Source organism: Mesorhizobium sp. Cs1299R1N1 (assembly GCF_037179655.1).
GTDB lineage: Bacteria > Pseudomonadota > Alphaproteobacteria > Rhizobiales > Rhizobiaceae > Mesorhizobium > Mesorhizobium salmacidum.
The window spans coordinates 202,302-219,882 of the sequence record NZ_JAPYKR010000002.1 but is presented as its reverse complement, the minus strand read 5'-3'; the positions used below and the strand labels follow the sequence as shown (position 1 = coordinate 219,882).

The following is a 17,581-nucleotide window of genomic DNA, read 5'->3' as shown; positions in this document are numbered from 1 at the left end:
GCCTACGCCTGGACGGTTTTCAGGTTCTGAGCGGCAGCACGCGGTCCGGCGGGCGATGGCCATCGACGAAGGCGCGGATATTGATGATGACCTTCTCGCCCATGTCGATACGGCCCTCGAGCGTGGCCGAGCCCATATGCGGCAGAAGCACGACCTTGTTCCTGGCGGCGAGCTTCAAGAGCTTGCCGTTCAGGGCCGGCTCGTGCTCGTAAACGTCGAGGCCGGCGCCGGCGATCTTGCCATCCTGGATCAGCTTGACCAGCGCTTCTTCGTCGATGATGTCGCCGCGGGCGGTGTTGACGATGTAGGCGGTGGGCTGCAGCAACGCCAGCCGCCGTGCCGACAGAAGATGGAAGGTCGCCGGCGTCGACGGACAGTTGACCGAGATGATGTCCATGCGGGCGAGCATCTGGTCGAGACTCTCCCAATAGGTCGCCTCCAGTCCATCTTCGACCGCCGGCAGCACGCGATGCCGGTTGTGATAGTGGATGGACAAGCCGAAAGCCTTGGCCCGTTTGGCAACGGCGGTGCCGATGCGGCCCATGCCGACAATGCCGAGCCGTTTCCCCCAGATGCGCCGGCCAAGCATCCAGGTCGGCGACCAGCCGGCCCATTTCTTGTCGCCGGTAAGCACGCTGGCGCCTTCCGCCAGCCGGCGCGGTACGGCCAGCATCAGCGCCATGGTCATGTCGGCGGTATCTTCGGTGAGCACATTGGGCGTGTTGGTGACGGTGATGCCTCTCTTGGCCGCCGCCGTCACGTCGATCTTGTCGACGCCATTGCCGAAATTGGCGATCAGCTTGAGGTTGTCGCCGGCCTGGGCGATCAGCGCGGCATCGATCTGGTCGGTCACGGTCGGTACCAGCACGTCGGCTTCCTTGACCGCAGCGACCAGTTCCGGCTGCGTCATCGGCCTGTCCTCGACATTCAGCCTTGCGTCGAACAGTTCGCGCATGCGGGTCTCGACCGGGTCGGGCAGCTTTCGCGTGATGACCACGAGAGGCTTCTTTTTGCCTGGCATTGTTTCCCTCGTTGAGACCTCTTTAACCAAGACCGGCGAAACTGAAAGCTGGTCGCGGTAGCCGATTTACCCATGTAACAAGCGGTGCCGCCGAAGACAAAGAAAAAGGGGTGCCGCAGCCGTCGGGCCGGCGCCGAAAGGAACGAAAGTGTCTGGTTTCGCGTCGCTTCGCCTGGCCCTCAGCACAGCATTTCTCGGCGCTCTCCTCTATTCTCCGCTTGCCGGCGCGCAGAGCGCGGCCGCCCCAGCCCAGAGCGCCATCACGCTCGGACCGAGCGGGCTGCCGCTGCCGCGATTCGTCAGCCTGAAATCCGGCCGCGTCAACTCGCGCGTCGGCCCCGGCGCCAACTATTCCGTCGACTGGATGTATATGAAGGCTGGCCTGCCGATGGAGATCATCCAGGAGTTCGATACGTGGCGGCGGGTGCGCGACGCCGACGGCTCGGAAGGATGGATCAACCAGTCGCTGCTTTCGGGCCGGCGCACAGCGATCATCGCGCCCTGGCAGCGCGGCAAGGGCGGCCAGATCAATCTTCTGAAAGGTCCCGACAAGGATGCCAGGGTGGTGGCGATCGTCGAACCCGGCGTGATGGGCATGATCAAGTCCTGCGACGGCCAGTGGTGCGAAATGACGCTCGACGGCCACACCGGCTGGCTTGCCCAGTCGGTCGTCTGGGGTGCTTATCCGGGCGAGCGGGTCAAGGACTGAACGTCTCGCGTTTGCGCCCGATGGGGCCAAGATGGGTGTCCTGAAATCCTGTCGACAGCTTCAAGCCGTAGCCCAGTGCACGGTCGATCGCGATATGGGCGATCCAGATCAGTGCGATGGCGCTGCCGACCGCACTGCCTGCGAGATGCCCGGCAAGCAGCAGAAGCACCGGTACGATCAGGGTGTGCAAGGCGTTGTAGGCGATGGCGCCGATGCGCGGGCCACCGAGATAACCCAGCATCGAGAGGTCCGGCGCCAGGATGAGCAACGCGAAGAGCCACCAGGAGACACCTGTCGCGCCATAGAAGACGATTGCGGCAACCGCCGTGACAGCCCATTCGAGCCGGACTACCCAATCGAGGGGCTTCATCCCAGACCGATTATTCGGGCCAGACCGATTATTCGGGCCAGACCGATTATTCGGACCGGACCGACTATTCGAGCCTGACGGATTATTCCGGCCTGGCTGATTGTCCTGGCCCTGGCCAATTATTCCGGCCTCGCCGGTCATTCCGGACGCTTGGGACGCAGCCTCACCACGATATCGACATTGGCGATTTCCATGCCTTCGGGCGGGTCCGGCAGGTTGGTGACCGTGACCGGGCCGTTGGCGATGTCGAATATCCTGTTTTCGCCTTCGATATAGAAATGGTGGTGGTCGGAGGTATTGGTGTCGAAGTAGGTCTTGGAACCCTCGACGGCGAGGATGCGTAGCAGCCCCGCCTGGGTAAACTGGTGAAGCGCGTTGTAGACGGTGGCCAGCGACACCGGCACGCCGGCGGCCTGCGCCTCCTCGTGCAGTTCCTCAGCCGACAGATGGCGGTCGCCCTTGGCGAAAAGCAGGTCGGCCAGCGCAATGCGCTGACGCGTCGGCCTCAGGCCGGCTTCACGTACCCGCTTGTCCACAGCGACATTTTCCTTCCGGCAGCCCCGGTCCATCTGGTCGTCCAAACTCGCAGTCCCGCTTCAAGACATGCCCAGAATGGCAAAAAGATGAATGTCTGCCGAAACCGGACCCCTGTTGACATATATTCTGTCGCCCGAATGCGATCAATAGCGCGCATTGACCCGGGCGGACTGGCGGGTTAAGCGCAAACGCCGGTTTCCGGCCTGAAACAGATTGTGTTAGGACACCAACGACAAGGGCGCGCTACCGCCCGGACGATATGGGGATGAAATTGATGGCGGGTTCGAAATCCAGCTACGACTACGAAGAATTGCTGGCCTGCGCCCGCGGCGAGCTGTTCGGAGAGGGCAATGCCCAGCTGCCCTACCCGCCGATGCTGATGTTCGATCGTATCACCGAGGTCAGCGAGACCGGCGGCGCCTTCGACAAGGGTTTCATCCGTGCCGAATTCGATATCAAGCCGGACCTGTGGTTCTTTGCCTGCCATTTCATCGGCAATCCGATCATGCCTGGGTGTCTCGGCCTGGACGCCCTGTGGCAATTGACCGGCTTCTATCTCGGCTGGCTTGGCGAACCCGGCAGGGGAATGGCGCTGTCGACCGGAGAGGTCAAGTTCAAGGGCATGGTCACGCCATCGGTCAAGAAGGTCGAGTATGGCGTGGATTTCAAGCGTGTGATGCGCGGCCGGCTGGTGCTCGGCATCGCTGATGGCTGGATGAAGGCGGATGGCGAGCCCATATATGCGGCGACGGACCTGAAGGTCGGCCTGTCAAAGCAGTCGGCGGTCGCTTGACCGCAGCCCTGGCCCGCCCATTGGCCAGCATCCCTGGAAGGAGTTGCGAATGAGACGTGTCGTAGTCACAGGCCTCGGCATCGTGTCGTCGATCGGCAACAATGCCAACGAGGTGCAGACCTCGCTGCATGATGCCAGATCCGGCATCAGCTTTTCCGATTCCTTTGCCGAGCATGGCTTCCGCTGCCAGGTCTGGGGCGCGCCGACGCTCGACCCTTCCGCCATGATCGACCGCCGCGCGATGCGCTTCCTGAGCCAGGGCGCGGCCTGGAATCACGTCGCCATGGACCAGGCGATCGCGGATGCCGGTCTCGGCGAGAGCGATATCACCAATGAGCGCACCGGCATCGTCATGGGTTCGGGCGGCCCCTCCACCCGCACCATCGTCGAGGCGGCCGAAACCACGCTCAAGAACGGCAGCCCCAAGCGCATCGGTCCCTTCGCGGTGCCGAAGGCGATGTCGTCGACCGCGTCGGCGACGCTGGCCACGTGGTTCAAGATCCATGGCGTCAACTATTCGATCTCCTCGGCCTGCTCGACCTCGGCGCATTGCATCGGCAATGGTTACGAGCTGATCCAGTGGGGCAAGCAGGACATGGTCTTTGCCGGCGGCCACGAGGATCTTGACTGGACGATGTCGGACCTGTTCGACGCCATGGGCGCCATGTCGTCGAAGTTCAACGACAGGGCCTCGACCGCATCGCGCGCCTATGACGCCAATCGCGACGGCTTCGTCATTGCCGGCGGCGCCGGCGTGCTGGTGCTGGAAGAGTTGGAACATGCCAAGGCGCGCGGCGCCAAGATCTACGCAGAGATCGTCGGTTATGGCGCAACCTCGGACGGTTTCGACATGGTCGCGCCCTCGGGCGAAGGCGCGGTCCGCTGCATGCGCCAGGCGCTGGCGACGGTTTCCACGCCGGTCGACTACATCAACACCCACGGCACATCGACGCCGGTCGGGGATTCCAAGGAAATGGGCGCGATCCGTGAAGTGTTCGGCGAGAAGATGCCGTTCATCACGTCGACGAAATCGCTGACCGGCCATTCGCTGGGCGCGGCAGGCGTGCAGGAATCCATCTATTCGATCCTGATGATGCAAGGCGGCTTCATCGGCGAAAGCGCCCATATCGAGACGCTCGATCCGGAATTCGAGGGCATGCCGATCGTGCGCAAGCGCATCGACAACGCAGGGATCGACACCGTTCTGTCGAATTCCTTCGGTTTCGGCGGCACCAACGCAACGCTCGTTTTCCAGCGCTATTCCGCATAAGGCCAAGTTTTTTATATAAGGATTTGCCGGCCATGGACGGATTGATGAAGGGCAAGCGCGGGCTTGTCATGGGTGTCGCCAACGATCATTCGATTGCTTGGGGCATCGCCCGGAAATTGTCCGAACATGGGGCGGAACTCGCCTTCACCTACCAGGGCGAGGCTTTCGGCCGCCGCGTCAAGCCGCTCGCCGACAAGCTCGGCGCTTCGCTGGTCGTTCCCTGCGACGTCGAGGACAGCGCTTCGGTCGCCGCCACGTTCGAGACGCTCGGCAAGGCATGGGGCGGACTGGACTTCGTCGTCCATGCCATCGGCTTTTCAGACAAGAACGAATTGAAAGGCCTCTATGCCGACACCAGCCGGGACAATTTCGTCCGCACCATGGTGATCTCCTGCTATTCCTTCACCGAAGTGGCGCGCAACGCTGCGCCGCTGATGACTGCCGGCGGCTCGATGATCACGCTGACTTATGCCGGCTCGGTCCGCGTCATGCCGAACTACAATGTCATGGGGGTCGCCAAGGCTGGGCTCGAGGCCAGCGTGCGCTACCTCGCCAACGACTACGGCCCACGCGGCATCCGCGTCAACGGCATCTCGGCCGGTCCGGTGCGCACACTGGCCGGCGCCGGCATTTCTGACGCCCGCCACATGTTCTCCTACCAGCAGCGCAACTCGCCGTTGCGCCGGACCGTAACGATCGACGAGGTCGGCGGCTCCTCGCTCTATCTCCTGTCCGACCTTGCTTCCGGTGTCACCGGCGAAATCCACTATGTCGATTCCGGCTATCATATCGTCTCGATGCCGACACTCGATGAGTTGAAGCAGACGGATGGCGGGCGTGACTGAAGCGTCCCCAAGTTGGGTCCTTTGCCAGTAAAGAAAATAATCCTCTCCAGTAAAATTGGATTCATTCGCGGAAACTCATTTTAAGAGGATTTCCGCTATAGAGCTCCCCATCTGGGGACCTTTTCATGCCTGGCATCAGCAACCCGAAGCGAACACCCGTGTTCCGACTGCTCACGATAGCAAGTTCGGGCATTGGCAGTTTCGTCCTCGGCATCTGGGGCCTGAAGCACGGTCTCGGCGACGGGTTTGCCGGCATATCGGCTGATATGATGGTGTCGGTCATGGCCGCGCTTTGCGCGCTGGCGGCATCGGTGGCGGCAATGTCCTTCTTCGCCGGCATCGATGAATCGGCGGATTTCGTCTTCAACGAAACCCATTTCGACAAGCTGACCGGACTGCTGGCGCGCCCGGCCATGGTCGGCAAGATCGCCGAGGCGGCATGCGCGACAAGCCGCACCGGGGAACCGGTGTTCCTGATCGACATCGACATTGACCGGTTCAAGCAGATCAACGACGCTATCGGCTACACCCAGGGCGATGAACTGATCCGCGCCTTCACCAGGCGGCTGCACGACTGCGTGCCCGCGCGCGCCCTGATCGGCCGCATCGGGGCCGGCGAGTTCGCGGTGCTCATCCCGGACCATCTGATCCAGGGAACCCTGGAAAGCATGGTCGAGAGGCTCATCGACGAGATGATGGAGCCGTATGAACTCGGCAGCCACCAGCAATCGGTGAGCCTGTCGGTCGGCATCGTGGCGATGCCCAAGGACGGTATCGATCCGGTCCTTATCCTGCGGCGCTCCAACCTGGCGCTGCAGAATGCGCGTGCCAGAGGGGTTGGCAACTGGTCGGTCTTCGACAGCGAGATGGGACGCGTGGCCGATCATCGCCAATGGGTCGAATCCGAGCTGCATAGCGCCTTTGAACGCGGCGATTTCGACCTGCACTATCAGCCGCAGCTCGATCTCCCGACCGGCCGCATCGTCGGCTACGAGGCATTGATCCGCTGGAAGCATCCCGAACGCGGCATGATCCCGCCGATGGAGTTCATCCAGATCGCCGAGGAGACCGGCATGATCAACCCGATCGGCGAATGGGTTCTGCGCAAGGCCTGCAGCGATGCCCGCCATCTGCCTGACGACTGTTTCGTCGCCGTCAACATCTCGCCGGTCCAGTTCATGACCAAGGACTTCGTCGGCATTGTGCGCGACACGATGCGGGCCACCGGCATCAAGCCGTCACGGCTGGAACTGGAAGTCACCGAGACGGCGATGATGCAGGACCGCGACCGCGCGGCCATCATCTTGAAAGAACTTGCCGAGATGGGAATCTCGGTCGCCGTCGATGATTTCGGCACCGGCTATTCCAATCTCAGCTATCTGATCGACTTCTCGTTCGGCAAGCTGAAGATCGACCGTTCCTTCGTCAGCCGCATCGATACCGATGCCAGCTCCGGCGCGGTCGTGTCGACCATTGTCGGGTTGTCGCGGGCGCTCGGCGTCAGCATCATCGCCGAAGGCGTCGAGACCGAAAGCCAGGCGACGCTGCTGCGGGCCGCCGGCTGCGAGGTGGTGCAGGGCTACCTGTTCGGCCGGCCAGCACCGCTCAAGATTAGCGTTGGCGACGGGCATGTCGCCGACGACATGAGGCGCGTCGCCAACCTGCATTGAAGGCCACCGAAATCCGACGCCCTCGTCGCCTTGTTCAGATTTCGTGATGCCGGAGTATAAAATTCTATTGAAGCAATATCCCCTTCTTTACGGCTGTCTCGGCACAATGATGGTCTCCGTGCCAAGCGCGCTCTTGCTGCTTGCATTGGTTCGGCCCTGGGCTCGAAGCCTAGCCATATCGGATTTTTCGGCCGCGTACGCTGCAAGCCATGGTCCTGGGCTGCTCGTTCTCGGTGTCTTTGTCTCGCTTGCTTCACTTCGACCCCGTACCAGAAAAGCATGGGTAATTGGATTTGTCGGCTGTGCCTTGCTGAATGTGGTTTTGTGGGGAGGACTGGCGCTCGTCTCTCCTCCCCCTCCACCTGACGCGTGGGATCACTACATCGACCTTACGGGCGTGCTCGCAATAGCCGCCATTCCAAGCGTCGCAATTTCCGCTATAGCCGGCGTCTTCTTCAGCAAATTTGCAAATGACATCGGCTGATCAGGCAAGGCAGCGCCAGCCATCGCCAACGCGCTTCAGCGACGCGCGGCAAACACCTTGAACATGCCGTCGCGGGCAAGCTCCGCATGACCGGCAAAGGCGGCCGACAGCACCGGCTCGTAAGGAAGCTGCCGGTTGGCGACCATGAACAGGCGTCCACCGGGCTTCAGGGCCTTGGCTGCCGCGCGGATCATGCCGGCACCGATCTCCGGCTCCGCCGCACGGCTGCGATGGAAGGGCGGGTTCATGGCGATGACGTCGTAACGGCGCTCGACAGGCTCGGCGAGCAGATCCATCCAGAAGAAGCCCTGCGCCACGGTGTTGCCGAGATTGCCCCTGGCCGCCTCCAGCGCATCGAAATCGGCCTCGTAAAGATCGAGGGCCGACAAGCCCGGCGAGCGGGCGGCCATCTCCGCCGCCACATAGCCCCAGCCGGCGCAGAAATCGGCCGCACTGCCACGCAGATCGCCGGGCAAGTTCTCGACCAGCAGTTTTGAACCGGCATCGACACGATCGAAGGAGAACATGCCGGGCGCGGTGTGGAACCGCTCCCCAACCAGCAAGGCGGGATTGGCGGCGCGAAGCGCGGCGGCGGCTTGCGTGTCGGCCGGGCGGCGCAGCCAGAAGGCGATGCCGTGATATTTCGGCATGTGGCCATCAAGCGGCGCAAGATCGCCGACGCGCTTGCGCAGGCTGGCGATGCCATCCTCCTTGCCACCGGCAATGACGATCAATCCACCCTCGGCCACGCGCTCGAAAGCCTCGGCGATGCGCAGTTCGTTCTGACCGCGATGGCGGCCGGCGAGCACGAGCGCGGCATCAAAACGGTCGCCGGTCGATTGCGGCGTGACCGTGAAGCCCGCCGCCTGCAGCGCACGGAAATACGGCCGGAAGCCCTGTACGAGATTGAGCGTGGCCTCGAAAGCCGGCGGCAAGCGCAGGCCGGGTTCGGCGCCAATGAAGAGGATGTGCTCGCCCTTGCGCGGTGGGGAAACAGCCTCGGCATCGAACGGATGAAAAAGCGTCTTCAGCGCTTCAGCGGACATAGCCGTGCTCCATAAACAAAAACGGGCGCGACCTAAGCCGCGCCCGCCTCATTTGCCGTCAGATCGCTCAGGCGGCGTCTTCTTCGCCTTCTGTCTTCTTCTCGCGCGCGATTTCCTTGCCGGTGGCCTGGTCGACGACTTTCATCGACAGGCGGACCTTGCCGCGCTCGTCGAAGCCCATCAGCTTGACCCAGACCTTGTCGCCTTCCTTGACGACGTCCGAGGTCTTGGCGACCCGGTCGTTGGCAAGCTGCGAGATGTGGACGAGGCCGTCACGCGGACCGAAGAAGTTGACGAAGGCGCCGAAGTCGGCGGTCTTGACGACCGTGCCTTCGTAGATTTCGCCGACTTCCGGCTCGGCAACGATGGTGTGAATCCACTTCTTCGCCGCCTCGATCTCCTTGGCGTTCGAGGAAGCGATCTTGACCGTGCCGTCATCCTCGATGTTGATCTTGGCGCCGGTCTTCTCGACGATCTCGCGGATGACCTTGCCGCCCGAACCGATGACGTCGCGGATCTTGTCGGTCGGGATGTGCATGACCTCGATGCGCGGCGCGAACTCGCCGAGTTCGGGACGGGCGCCGGTCAGGGCATGAGCCATCTCGCCGAGGATATGCAGGCGGCCGTCCTTGGCCTGGCCGAGGGCGATCTTCATGATCTCTTCGGTGATGCCATCGATCTTGATGTCCATCTGCAGCGAGGTGATGCCGCCTTCGGTGCCGGCAACCTTGAAGTCCATGTCGCCGAGGTGATCCTCGTCGCCAAGGATGTCGGAGAGCACGGCGAAGCGCTCGCCTTCCTTGATCAGGCCCATGGCAATGCCGGCGACCGGCTTGGCCAGCGGCACGCCGGCATCCATCAGCGCCAGCGAGGTACCGCAGACGGTAGCCATCGACGACGAACCGTTGGACTCGGTGATCTCCGAGACGACGCGCAGCGTGTAGGGGAACTGGTCAGCGCTCGGCAGCATCGGACGGATAGCGCGCCAGGCGAGCTTGCCGTGACCGATTTCGCGGCGGCCGGGCGACCCCATGCGGCCGGTCTCACCGACTGAGTAGGGAGGGAAGTTGTAGTGAAGGAGGAACTTCTCCTTGTACATACCGGTCAAGGAATCGACATACTGCTCGTCCTCGCCGGTGCCGAGCGTGGCAACGACCAGCGCCTGGGTCTCGCCGCGGGTGAACAGCGCCGAGCCGTGGGTGCGCGGCAGGACGCCGACTTCGGAGACGATCTTGCGCACGGTCTTCAGGTCGCGGCCATCGATGCGCGAGCCGGTGTCGAGAATGTTCCAGCGCACGACCTTGGCCTGGAGCTCCTTGAACACCGAGCCGATCTGTTCGGAGGTGTACTTGGCGTCTTCGCCTTCGGCGGGGGCAAACGCTGCCTTGACCTTCGCCTTGACGGCGTCGACGGCGGCATAACGCTTCTGCTTGTCGACGTTCTTGTAGGCATCGCTGAGTTCGTCGCCGACGATCTTCAGCATCGCGGCCTCAAGCGCGGAATAATCCGGCGCGGTGAAGTCGCGCGGCTCCTTGGCGGCAACTTCGGCCAGCTTGATGATGGCGTCGATGACCGGCTGGAAACCCTTGTGGCCGAACATGACGGCGCCGAGCATCAGCTCTTCGCCAAGTTCCCTGGCTTCCGACTCGACCATCAGCACGGCGTCGGCGGTGCCGGCGACAACGAGGTCGAGCTTGGATTCCTGCATCTCGTCGACATGCGGGTTCAGCACATATTCGCCGTTGATGTAACCGACGCGGGCGCCGCCGACCGGGCCCATGAACGGAACGCCGGAGAGCGTCAGAGCGGCCGAGGTGGCAACGATCGACAGGATGTCCGGATCGTTTTCGAGATCATGCTGGACGACGGTGACGACGATCTGGGTGTCGTTCTTGTAGCCGGCGGCGAAGAGCGGGCGGATCGGGCGGTCGATGAGGCGGGAAACCAGCGTTTCCTTTTCGCTCGGACGGCCTTCGCGCTTGAAATAGCCGCCCGGGATCTTGCCGGCGGCATAGGTCTTTTCCTGGTAGTTGACGGTCAGCGGAAAGAAGTCGAGGCCGGGCTTCGGCTCCTTCATCGAAACGACGGTGGCGAGAACCTTGGTCTCGCCGTAGGTGGCGAGCACCGCGCCGTCAGCCTGGCGCGCGATCTTGCCGGTTTCGAGGATGAGCGGACGGCCGCCCCATTCGATTTCCACTTTATGGTGATTGAACATGTCTTGTCCTTAATAAGCGGAAAGGGGCGCGCCGTTTCACGGTGCGCGGATGCCCTTTCCCTGGCTTCCTTTCTCGGGCAGCCACGGGCAAGACAACGGGAAGCTCGGATGATTTAAGCGCGACGAGCGCGCACGAGCGTCCTGCAATCCTGCCCCATGACCGTCCATGGGCGGTTTCGAGTGGCCCTCTGCACGCTCGAAACCGGGTCTGGCCAGCCGATACGACTGGCAGAATGCGTGACCGGCGGACTTCCCTGGGAAAGTCCGCCGGTCAATTCGTCAACGGCGCAGACCGAGCTTCTCGATCAGTGTCTGATAGCGCGTGTCGTCCTTACGCTTGAGATAATCAAGCAGGCTGCGGCGCTGGGACACGAGAGCGAGCAGACCACGGCGGGAATGGTTATCCTTCTTGTGGTCCTTGAAATGGTCGGTCAGGTTCTTGATGCGCTCGGAAAGGATGGCTACCTGGACTTCCGGAGAACCGGTATCGCCCTTGGCGGTTGCGAATTCACCCATCAATTCCTGTTTGCGCTCGGCAGTAATCGACATCGTGTTTTTCCTTATCTGTTTGAGGAAACGGGTCGCCCACAGCCGGGATGTCGTCCAGCAGGGGCCGTGCATGCAAGGCGTCAAGGCGCTATGCTGCGGCGCATATAGTGCAATTTCCCGAAAAACACCAGCCCAATTCACAAGCCGGCTTTTGACGCTCAAATGGCAGGTTTAATCCCAGTCAAAGCCATTTCTTCCATTTGAAGAATGCAATCAGCCCGACAGCGACGGCAGCCATGAACAGAAGCGACAACGGATAGCCGTAGTACGCCTTCAGCTCCGGCATGTTCCATGGCGAGCTCGCGGGGTCGAAATTCATGCCCCAGATACCAACCAGGAAGGTGAGCGGCATGAAGATGACCGAGACGATGGTGAGATAGGAGATGACGTCGTTGGTGCGGGCCTGGCTCAGCGACAGGTGCATTTCGATCAGGCCGGTCAGCATGTCGCGCTGGGTCTCGACCAGTTCGATCAGCCTGAGCGAATGGTCGAGCGTGTCGTTGAGGAAGACCTTGGTCTCGGCTCCGACATAGGCCACGTCGTTACGGATCAGGGTGGCCAGCGCATCGCGCATGGGCCACAGCACGCCTTTCAGGACGTTGGCATCGCGCCGCAATTCGTGCAGCTGCCGCATCTGGTGCTTGTGCGTCGAATGCAACATCTGGTCCTCGATGCTGTCGACAAGGTCGCCGGCAGCCTCGATCGGCGGAAAATAGCTGTCGACGATGGCGTCGATCAGCGCGTAGGCGAGATAGTCGGCGCCGCGCGTGCGCAACCGGTTGGGCGCCGAACTCTCGATGCGCTTGCGCACCGGATTGAACGGATCGCCCTCGCGTTCCTGGAAGGTGACGACGAAGTTCTCGCCGAGGAAGAGAGCGATCTGTTCGTAGCGATGCGACGTGACATCGTCGATCATGCGCATGACGACGAAGGCGTGATCCTCGAAGAAGTCGACTTTCGGCCGCTGGCCGGTATTGACGACATCCTCCAGCGCCAGCGGATGCAGGCTGAAGATGCGACCGATCTCCTCGATCAACTGGATGTTGGCGAGGCCGGTGCAGTCGAGCCAGATGACCGGCCATTTCCGGCAATTGACCTCGACATCGTCGATGCTGGCATTCTCGATCGTCTTGAACTTCTGCGGCGAGATCAGGGTCAGCCGCAATTCGGAGCGCCGCGCGGCCGGATCGGCGATCAATGTGCCCGGCGAGGCGCCGACAGGCGGCCGCCTCGTCTTCACCGGCGCGCGCTTTTTGACCGTGTCAGCCTTTGCCATGGAAGCCCCCTGCCGCAATGTCATACCGACATTAGATGAGTGGCATCACCCGGCAAAGACCCGCTTGGGCTTGAACATGCCTTGCTCGATGGCGCCGATGGCGACCAGCTTGCCGCGTGACGTCGCGCAGGCCTCTTCCGCCTCCACCGGTGCGTCACGGCCGCGGATGATGACCGGATTGCCGAGGCGGATCTTTGTCGCCGCGTCATCGCTGATGGCGATCTGCGGCAGACAGTCGAGCGCCGCTGACGTGTCGACGAGAAGCCCGTCGATGGCGCCGAAGTCGATCGGCACTTCCACCGCGTCAGCAGGATCTGCTTCTGGGTCCGATTTGTCCTCGCCTTGCGCGCCGAAGCGGGCGGCCTCGAGTTCGGCGATGGTGACGAAGTCCTCCGGCGTGAACGGCTCAACCTCGACCCGGCGCAGCTCGCTGATATGGCCGAAGCAGCCGAGGTCGCGGCCCATGTCGCGGGCCAGCGAACGCACATACGTGCCCTTGCCGCATTCGACTTCGAAAATCGTCTGGTCCGGCTTGTGCTCGACAATATCGAGCCGGCCGATCTCGATCTCGCGCGCGGGTATGTCGACCGTCCCGCCTTCGCGGGCGAGGTCGTAGGCGCGCTCGCCCGCAATCTTGATGGCCGAGAATTGCGGCGGCGTCTGCATGATGACGCCGGTGTATTTCGGCAGCAGCGCCCGCACCTCGGCTTCCGCCGGACGCAGCTCGGAGCTCTTCGTCACCGGCCCTTCAAGATCGTCGGTGGAACGCTCATCGCCCCAGGCAACGGTGAAACGATAGACCTTGGCGCCGTCCTGCACGTAGGGCACGGTCTTGGTGGCTTCGCCGAGCGCGATCGGCAGCATGCCGGAGGCGAGAGGGTCGAGCGTGCCGGCATGGCCGGCCTTTTCGGCTTGGAACAGCCATTTGATCTTGGACACGGCCTCGGTCGAGCCCATGCCGACCGGCTTGTCCAGGACCACCCAGCCGGAGACCGGCCGGCCCTTTTTCTTGCCGCGACGCGCCATTATTCTTCTTCCTTATTGTCGTCGCTATCCAGATCGCGCGCCACTTCGGGCGATTTCAGCAGATCGTTGATCCTGGCGAAATTGTCGAAGGACGTATCCAGCCGGAAGCGGAATTCCGGCATGTACTTCATCTGCCTGAGCGCGCCGGAGACGCGGCCGCGCACGAACTTGGCATGCTTGTTCAGCGCCTCGATCACCGCGTCGGCGTCCTTGGCGCCGAGCGGAGAAACAAAGGCGGTGGCGATCTTGAGATCGGGCGACATGCGCACTTCGGAGACCGAAACAACCGAGTTTTCAATCAACGGGTCGATGATCTCGCCACGCTGCAAGGTTTCGGAGAGCGCATGGCGCACCTGCTCGCCGACGCGCAGCATGCGCTGGGATGGACTTGATGTCGTGGAACGGGGCATTTTTCTCAATCCTGAAAGCGTGCGGCGCGGGATGGGACCGTGCCGCATGTCTCAAACGGTCATTCTCAATAGCACTGAGGCGGCGGTCTTTCGACCACCGCCCGGTATCGACGAGCCACTCGAACTCAGAGTGTGCGGGTCACCATCTCGACGCGGAAGCACTCGATGACGTCGCCGACGCGCATGTCCTCGTAGTTCTGGAAGGCCATACCGCACTCCTGGCCGCCAGGGACTTCCGAAACCTCGTCCTTGAAACGCTTCAGGGTCTTCAGCGTGCCTTCGTGGATGACGACGTTGTCGCGGATCAGGCGTACGCCCGCGCCACGTTCCACCTTGCCTTCGGTGACACGGCAGCCGGCGATCTTGCCGACCTTGGTGATGTCGAAGATTTCGAGGATCTCGGCATTGCCGATGAAGGTCTCGCGACGCTCCGGCGACAACAGGCCCGACAGAGCCGCTTTCACATCATCCACAAGGTTGTAGATGATCGAGTAGTAGCGGATCTCGATGCCCGCGGCCGCGGCCGCGGCACGCGCCTGCACATTGGCGCGCACGTTGAAGCCGATGATCGCCGCACCCGACGTTTCCGCCAGCGAGACGTCGCTTTCGGTGATGGCGCCGGCGCCGGAATGGACGATGCGCGCACGCACTTCATCGGTGCCGAGCTTGTCCAGGGCAGCATTGATCGCTTCGATCGAACCCTGCACGTCGCCCTTGATGACCAGCGGGAATTCCTTCAACCCGCTCGTCTGCAGCTGCGACATCATCTGTTCGAGCGAGCCGCGCTGGCCGGCATGCCTGGCCACCGCCTTCTCGCGCGCCAGACGCTGGCGATATTCGGTGATCTCGCGGGCACGGGCTTCGTTGTTGACCACGGCGAAGCGGTCGCCGGCCTGCGGGGTTCCCTGAAGGCCGAGCACCTCGACCGGCATTGCCGGCGGCGCTTCCTTGATCTGATCGCCGCGATCGTTGACCAGCGCGCGCACGCGACCCCATTCGTTGCCGGCGACAAGGATGTCGCCCGGCATCAAGGTGCCGGTCTGCACCAGCACGGTAGCGACGGGACCACGGCCCTTGTCGAGCTGCGCTTCGATGACGACACCCTCGGCGGTGCGGTCGGGGTTGGCCTTGAGGTCGAGGATTTCGGCCTGCAGCAGGATCGCTTCGAGCAACTTGTCGAGATTGGTGCCCTTGGTCGCCGACACTTCGACGTCCAGCACTTCACCGCCCATCGATTCGACGAAGACTTCATGACGCAAGAGTTCCGAGCGCACTTTCTGCGGATCGGCATCATGCTTGTCGATCTTGTTGATCGCCACGATGATCGGAACGCCGGCAGCCTTGGCATGGCTGATCGATTCGATCGTCTGCGGCATGACGCTGTCGTCGGCCGCCACCACCAGGATGGCGATGTCGGTGGCCTGGGCGCCACGGGCGCGCATCGCCGTGAATGCGGCGTGGCCGGGCGTGTCGATGAAGGTGATCTTCTGACCGTTCTTCTCGACCTGATAGGCGCCGATATGCTGGGTGATGCCGCCGGCCTCGCCGGAAACGACATTGGCGTTGCGGATCGCATCGAGCAGCGACGTCTTGCCGTGGTCGACGTGGCCCATGATGGTGACGACCGGCGGACGAGACACGAGGTCTTCCGGACGATCGGCGATATTGAATAGGCCTTCCTCGATATCGGACTCGGCGACGCGGCGGACCGTGTGGCCGAATTCGGTGGCCACCAGCTCGGCCGTGTCGGCGTCGATGACGTCGCCCGGCTTCAGTATCTGGCCCTGCTTCATGAAGTACTTGACCAGGTCGACAGCACGCTCGGACATGCGCTGCGCCAATTCCTGGATGGTGATGGTTTCGGGCAGGATCACTTCGCGCATGACCTTCTCGCGCGGTTCATTGTGCATCGCGCGCTTGAATTTTTCCTGGCGGCGACGCATCGACGACAGCGAACGGGCCCGCGCATCCTCGTCGGACAACGCGGAATTCAGTGTCAGTTTGCCACGGCGGCGGTCTTCCTCGCTCTTGGTGGGCTTGGCCGGGCGTGCCACTTCGGGCGTGACCAGGCGGCGCACCGGTGCACCGGCGGTCGCCCGCTTCGGCTTGGCCCCTTCCTCCTCGTCGGCGGTCGCCAACTCAGCGGCTTGCGGTGCGCGGCGGCGTGCTTCTTCCTCGGCGCGACGGCGCGATTCGGCCTCGGTCTGCAACCGGGCCTCTTCCTCGGCCTGGCGGCGTGCGGAGTCCTCGCGTTCGCGCTTGCGGCGCTCTTCGTCCTCGGCGCGGCGCTTGGCCTCGTCGGCTGCGCGCTGACGGTCTTCGACCTCGCGGACCTTCGAGCCCTCGAGCGCCTTGCGGCGCGCTTCCATTTCGCTGCGCGACAGTTCGTTCAGCACCATGCCGCTGCGCTCGACCGGAGGCGGCGGCGGGGGCGGTGCCTTGGGCGCTTCCTGCACGACAGGTGCCGCCACGACTGCCGGCTTCGGCGTGAAGACGGGCGCAGGCGCAGGCGGAGCCGCAGCCGGCTCCGGCTTGTCGCCGGGCAGCGAGAACTTGCGCTTCTTGGTCTCGACCACGACCGACTTGGTACGGCCGTGCGAGAAGTTCTGGCGCACAGTGCCCTGTTCCATGCCGGGGCGCTTCAGCGTCAAGGTCTTCTTCGGTGTAACACTCAACGTCTTGTCGTCGCCCGATTTCGTATCGTTCATTCCATATCCTCTGCGGCATCATCTTCGTCAGCAACGGCCGCAAGCATTGCAAGATCGTCCGGGGTTCCGCCCCGATATCGGTCGAGCGCAACCATGCGCTTCTGGACCGCCTTACCCGCGTCTCCCGCGAGGACGGCAGCATGTATCACATTTGTACCCCCCAATGCCAAGCTCAACTCGACCTCGGAGAAAAGTTTGTAGGCAAGGATGGAAGGGCCGCCGATATGGACGGTCGCCCGCCGCGCCTGGCTGATCTTGCGCACGCCATCGTCGGACGCTTCGGTCGCGTGGAGCACGAAAAGCGCCAGCCCACCGCGCACCGCGCTCTCGACCTTGGTAGCACCGAGCGAAATCGCGCCTGCCTTGCGGGCAAGGCCCAGCATGCCCAGAGCGGATCTGGAGAGCAACCCGTCGACCATGCCACCGAGATCGGGCGGCACGACCACCTGTGCCTTAAAGGCGCGGGCAAAAAGGTTCTTGGCCGCCGCCTTCTCGATATGTAGGCGGTCGGCACTCACCCAGCAACCACGGCCGGGCAGATTTCTCTTGAGATCGGGAACGACGGCCGAATCCGGACCGACGACGAACCGGATCAGTTCATCCGGTTCGGCCTGTTTTCGGGTGACGATGCAGGTGCGATCGTTCATCTCGT

General features: G+C 62.8%; 17 protein-coding genes. 6 read left to right on the top strand and 11 right to left on the bottom strand.

The features are described 5' to 3' along the window. Nucleotides 1-19 precede the first annotated feature (19 nt). Nucleotides 20-1,021 (bottom strand): 2-hydroxyacid dehydrogenase, encoded by a 1,002-nt coding sequence (locus O7A70_RS04525; protein WP_337139282.1) that lies wholly within the window; start codon nucleotides 1,019-1,021, stop codon nucleotides 20-22. Between the two features lie 148 nt (nucleotides 1,022-1,169). Here O7A70_RS04525 and O7A70_RS04520 point away from each other — a divergent pair, with 148 nt between their 5' ends. Next, nucleotides 1,170-1,730 carry an SH3 domain-containing protein gene (locus O7A70_RS04520; RefSeq protein ID WP_337139280.1) on the top strand — a complete coding sequence of 187 codons (561 nt, stop codon included), beginning with the start codon at nucleotides 1,170-1,172 and terminating at the stop codon, nucleotides 1,728-1,730. On the opposite strand, the gene O7A70_RS04515 is transcribed toward O7A70_RS04520, so the two are convergent. Both O7A70_RS04515 and irrA read right to left on the bottom strand, forming a co-directional pair. After that, nucleotides 1,720-2,100 carry a DUF4260 domain-containing protein gene (locus tag O7A70_RS04515; RefSeq protein WP_337139278.1) on the bottom strand — a complete coding sequence of 127 codons (381 nt, stop codon included), beginning with the start codon at nucleotides 2,098-2,100 and terminating at the stop codon, nucleotides 1,720-1,722. The two genes, O7A70_RS04520 and O7A70_RS04515, sit on opposite strands and share 11 nt — an antisense overlap. Nucleotides 2,101-2,237: 137 nt before the next feature. After that, nucleotides 2,238-2,669 carry an iron response transcriptional regulator IrrA gene (irrA, locus tag O7A70_RS04510; protein WP_027142023.1) on the bottom strand — a complete coding sequence of 144 codons (432 nt, stop codon included), beginning with the start codon at nucleotides 2,667-2,669 and terminating at the stop codon, nucleotides 2,238-2,240. A gap of 242 nt (nucleotides 2,670-2,911) precedes the next feature. Between irrA and fabA the strand changes: the two genes are divergently transcribed. The 5 genes from fabA (at nucleotide 2,912) to O7A70_RS04485 (ending at nucleotide 7,699) form a co-directional block, all read left to right on the top strand. Continuing rightward, nucleotides 2,912-3,430 carry a 3-hydroxyacyl-[acyl-carrier-protein] dehydratase FabA gene (gene fabA / locus O7A70_RS04505; RefSeq protein WP_027142024.1) on the top strand — a complete coding sequence of 173 codons (519 nt, stop codon included), beginning with the start codon at nucleotides 2,912-2,914 and terminating at the stop codon, nucleotides 3,428-3,430. A 49-nt stretch (nucleotides 3,431-3,479) separates the two neighbouring features. After that, entirely contained in the window at nucleotides 3,480-4,700 is a 1,221-nt protein-coding gene (fabB, locus tag O7A70_RS04500; protein ID WP_027142025.1) for a beta-ketoacyl-ACP synthase I, read from the top strand. Nucleotides 4,701-4,732: 32 nt separating this feature from the next. Beyond that, nucleotides 4,733-5,545 (top strand): enoyl-ACP reductase FabI, encoded by an 813-nt coding sequence (fabI, locus tag O7A70_RS04495; protein WP_027142026.1) that lies wholly within the window; start codon nucleotides 4,733-4,735, stop codon nucleotides 5,543-5,545. 125 nt (nucleotides 5,546-5,670) lie between these two features. Beyond that, nucleotides 5,671-7,215 (top strand): putative bifunctional diguanylate cyclase/phosphodiesterase, encoded by a 1,545-nt coding sequence (locus O7A70_RS04490; protein ID WP_337139276.1) that lies wholly within the window; start codon nucleotides 5,671-5,673, stop codon nucleotides 7,213-7,215. Between the two features lie 46 nt (nucleotides 7,216-7,261). Continuing rightward, nucleotides 7,262-7,699: a hypothetical protein gene (locus tag O7A70_RS04485; protein WP_337139273.1), complete on the top strand. Its 438-nt coding sequence runs from the start codon at nucleotides 7,262-7,264 to the stop codon at nucleotides 7,697-7,699. A gap of 35 nt (nucleotides 7,700-7,734) precedes the next feature. Here the strand turns inward: O7A70_RS04485 and O7A70_RS04480 are convergent, their stop codons facing one another. The 8 genes from O7A70_RS04480 to O7A70_RS04445 form a co-directional block, all read right to left on the bottom strand. Beyond that, nucleotides 7,735-8,745, bottom strand: a complete 1,011-nt coding sequence (locus O7A70_RS04480; RefSeq protein ID WP_337139271.1) for a class I SAM-dependent methyltransferase — start codon at nucleotides 8,743-8,745, stop codon at nucleotides 7,735-7,737. Between the two features lie 67 nt (nucleotides 8,746-8,812). Beyond that, a complete protein-coding gene (gene pnp / locus O7A70_RS04475; RefSeq protein ID WP_027142029.1) occupies nucleotides 8,813-10,960 on the bottom strand; it encodes a polyribonucleotide nucleotidyltransferase in 2,148 nt (715 codons plus the stop codon). 279 nt (nucleotides 10,961-11,239) lie between these two features. Continuing rightward, nucleotides 11,240-11,581, bottom strand: coding sequence for a 30S ribosomal protein S15 (gene rpsO / locus O7A70_RS04470; protein WP_280940095.1), 342 nt, complete (start codon nucleotides 11,579-11,581; stop codon nucleotides 11,240-11,242). A gap of 109 nt (nucleotides 11,582-11,690) precedes the next feature. Further along, on the bottom strand, nucleotides 11,691-12,785 hold the full coding sequence (gene corA, locus O7A70_RS04465; RefSeq protein WP_337139270.1) for a magnesium/cobalt transporter CorA: 1,095 nt from the start codon (nucleotides 12,783-12,785) through the stop codon (nucleotides 11,691-11,693). A 45-nt stretch (nucleotides 12,786-12,830) separates the two neighbouring features. Then, complete coding sequence (gene truB, locus O7A70_RS04460) at nucleotides 12,831-13,811, bottom strand: tRNA pseudouridine(55) synthase TruB (protein ID WP_337106204.1); 981 nt, start codon at nucleotides 13,809-13,811, stop codon at nucleotides 12,831-12,833. Then, nucleotides 13,811-14,221 carry a 30S ribosome-binding factor RbfA gene (rbfA, locus tag O7A70_RS04455; protein ID WP_027142034.1) on the bottom strand — a complete coding sequence of 137 codons (411 nt, stop codon included), beginning with the start codon at nucleotides 14,219-14,221 and terminating at the stop codon, nucleotides 13,811-13,813. Before rbfA ends, truB begins: the two co-directional genes overlap by 1 nt. A gap of 125 nt (nucleotides 14,222-14,346) precedes the next feature. After that, a complete protein-coding gene (gene infB / locus O7A70_RS04450; RefSeq protein WP_337139269.1) occupies nucleotides 14,347-16,929 on the bottom strand; it encodes a translation initiation factor IF-2 in 2,583 nt (860 codons plus the stop codon). Continuing rightward, nucleotides 16,926-17,576, bottom strand: a complete 651-nt coding sequence (locus tag O7A70_RS04445) for an RNA-binding protein (protein WP_337139268.1) — start codon at nucleotides 17,574-17,576, stop codon at nucleotides 16,926-16,928. Before O7A70_RS04445 ends, infB begins: the two co-directional genes overlap by 4 nt. Between the last annotated feature and the right edge of the window lie 5 nt (nucleotides 17,577-17,581).

Excerpts from the sequence above, each read along its gene's own strand:
- O7A70_RS04525 (WP_337139282.1), bottom strand. The coding sequence starts at position 1,021 with ATGCCAGGCAAAAAGAAGCCTCTCGTGGTCATCACGCGAAAGCTGCCC.
- O7A70_RS04515 (WP_337139278.1), bottom strand. The coding sequence starts at position 2,100 with ATGAAGCCCCTCGATTGGGTAGTCCGGCTCGAATGGGCTGTCACGGCG.
- irrA (WP_027142023.1), bottom strand. The coding sequence starts at position 2,669 with ATGGACCGGGGCTGCCGGAAGGAAAATGTCGCTGTGGACAAGCGGGTA.
- fabA (WP_027142024.1), top strand. The coding sequence starts at position 2,912 with ATGGCGGGTTCGAAATCCAGCTACGACTACGAAGAATTGCTGGCCTGC.
- fabB (WP_027142025.1), top strand. The coding sequence starts at position 3,480 with ATGAGACGTGTCGTAGTCACAGGCCTCGGCATCGTGTCGTCGATCGGC.
- fabI (WP_027142026.1), top strand. The coding sequence starts at position 4,733 with ATGGACGGATTGATGAAGGGCAAGCGCGGGCTTGTCATGGGTGTCGCC.
- O7A70_RS04490 (WP_337139276.1), top strand. The coding sequence starts at position 5,671 with ATGCCTGGCATCAGCAACCCGAAGCGAACACCCGTGTTCCGACTGCTC.
- O7A70_RS04485 (WP_337139273.1), top strand. The coding sequence starts at position 7,262 with ATGCCGGAGTATAAAATTCTATTGAAGCAATATCCCCTTCTTTACGGC.
- O7A70_RS04480 (WP_337139271.1), bottom strand. The coding sequence starts at position 8,745 with ATGTCCGCTGAAGCGCTGAAGACGCTTTTTCATCCGTTCGATGCCGAG.
- pnp (WP_027142029.1), bottom strand. The coding sequence starts at position 10,960 with ATGTTCAATCACCATAAAGTGGAAATCGAATGGGGCGGCCGTCCGCTC.
- rpsO (WP_280940095.1), bottom strand. The coding sequence starts at position 11,581 with ATGCACGGCCCCTGCTGGACGACATCCCGGCTGTGGGCGACCCGTTTC.
- corA (WP_337139270.1), bottom strand. The coding sequence starts at position 12,785 with ATGGCAAAGGCTGACACGGTCAAAAAGCGCGCGCCGGTGAAGACGAGG.
- truB (WP_337106204.1), bottom strand. The coding sequence starts at position 13,811 with ATGGCGCGTCGCGGCAAGAAAAAGGGCCGGCCGGTCTCCGGCTGGGTG.
- rbfA (WP_027142034.1), bottom strand. The coding sequence starts at position 14,221 with ATGCCCCGTTCCACGACATCAAGTCCATCCCAGCGCATGCTGCGCGTC.
- infB (WP_337139269.1), bottom strand. The coding sequence starts at position 16,929 with ATGAACGATACGAAATCGGGCGACGACAAGACGTTGAGTGTTACACCG.
- O7A70_RS04445 (WP_337139268.1), bottom strand. The coding sequence starts at position 17,576 with ATGAACGATCGCACCTGCATCGTCACCCGAAAACAGGCCGAACCGGAT.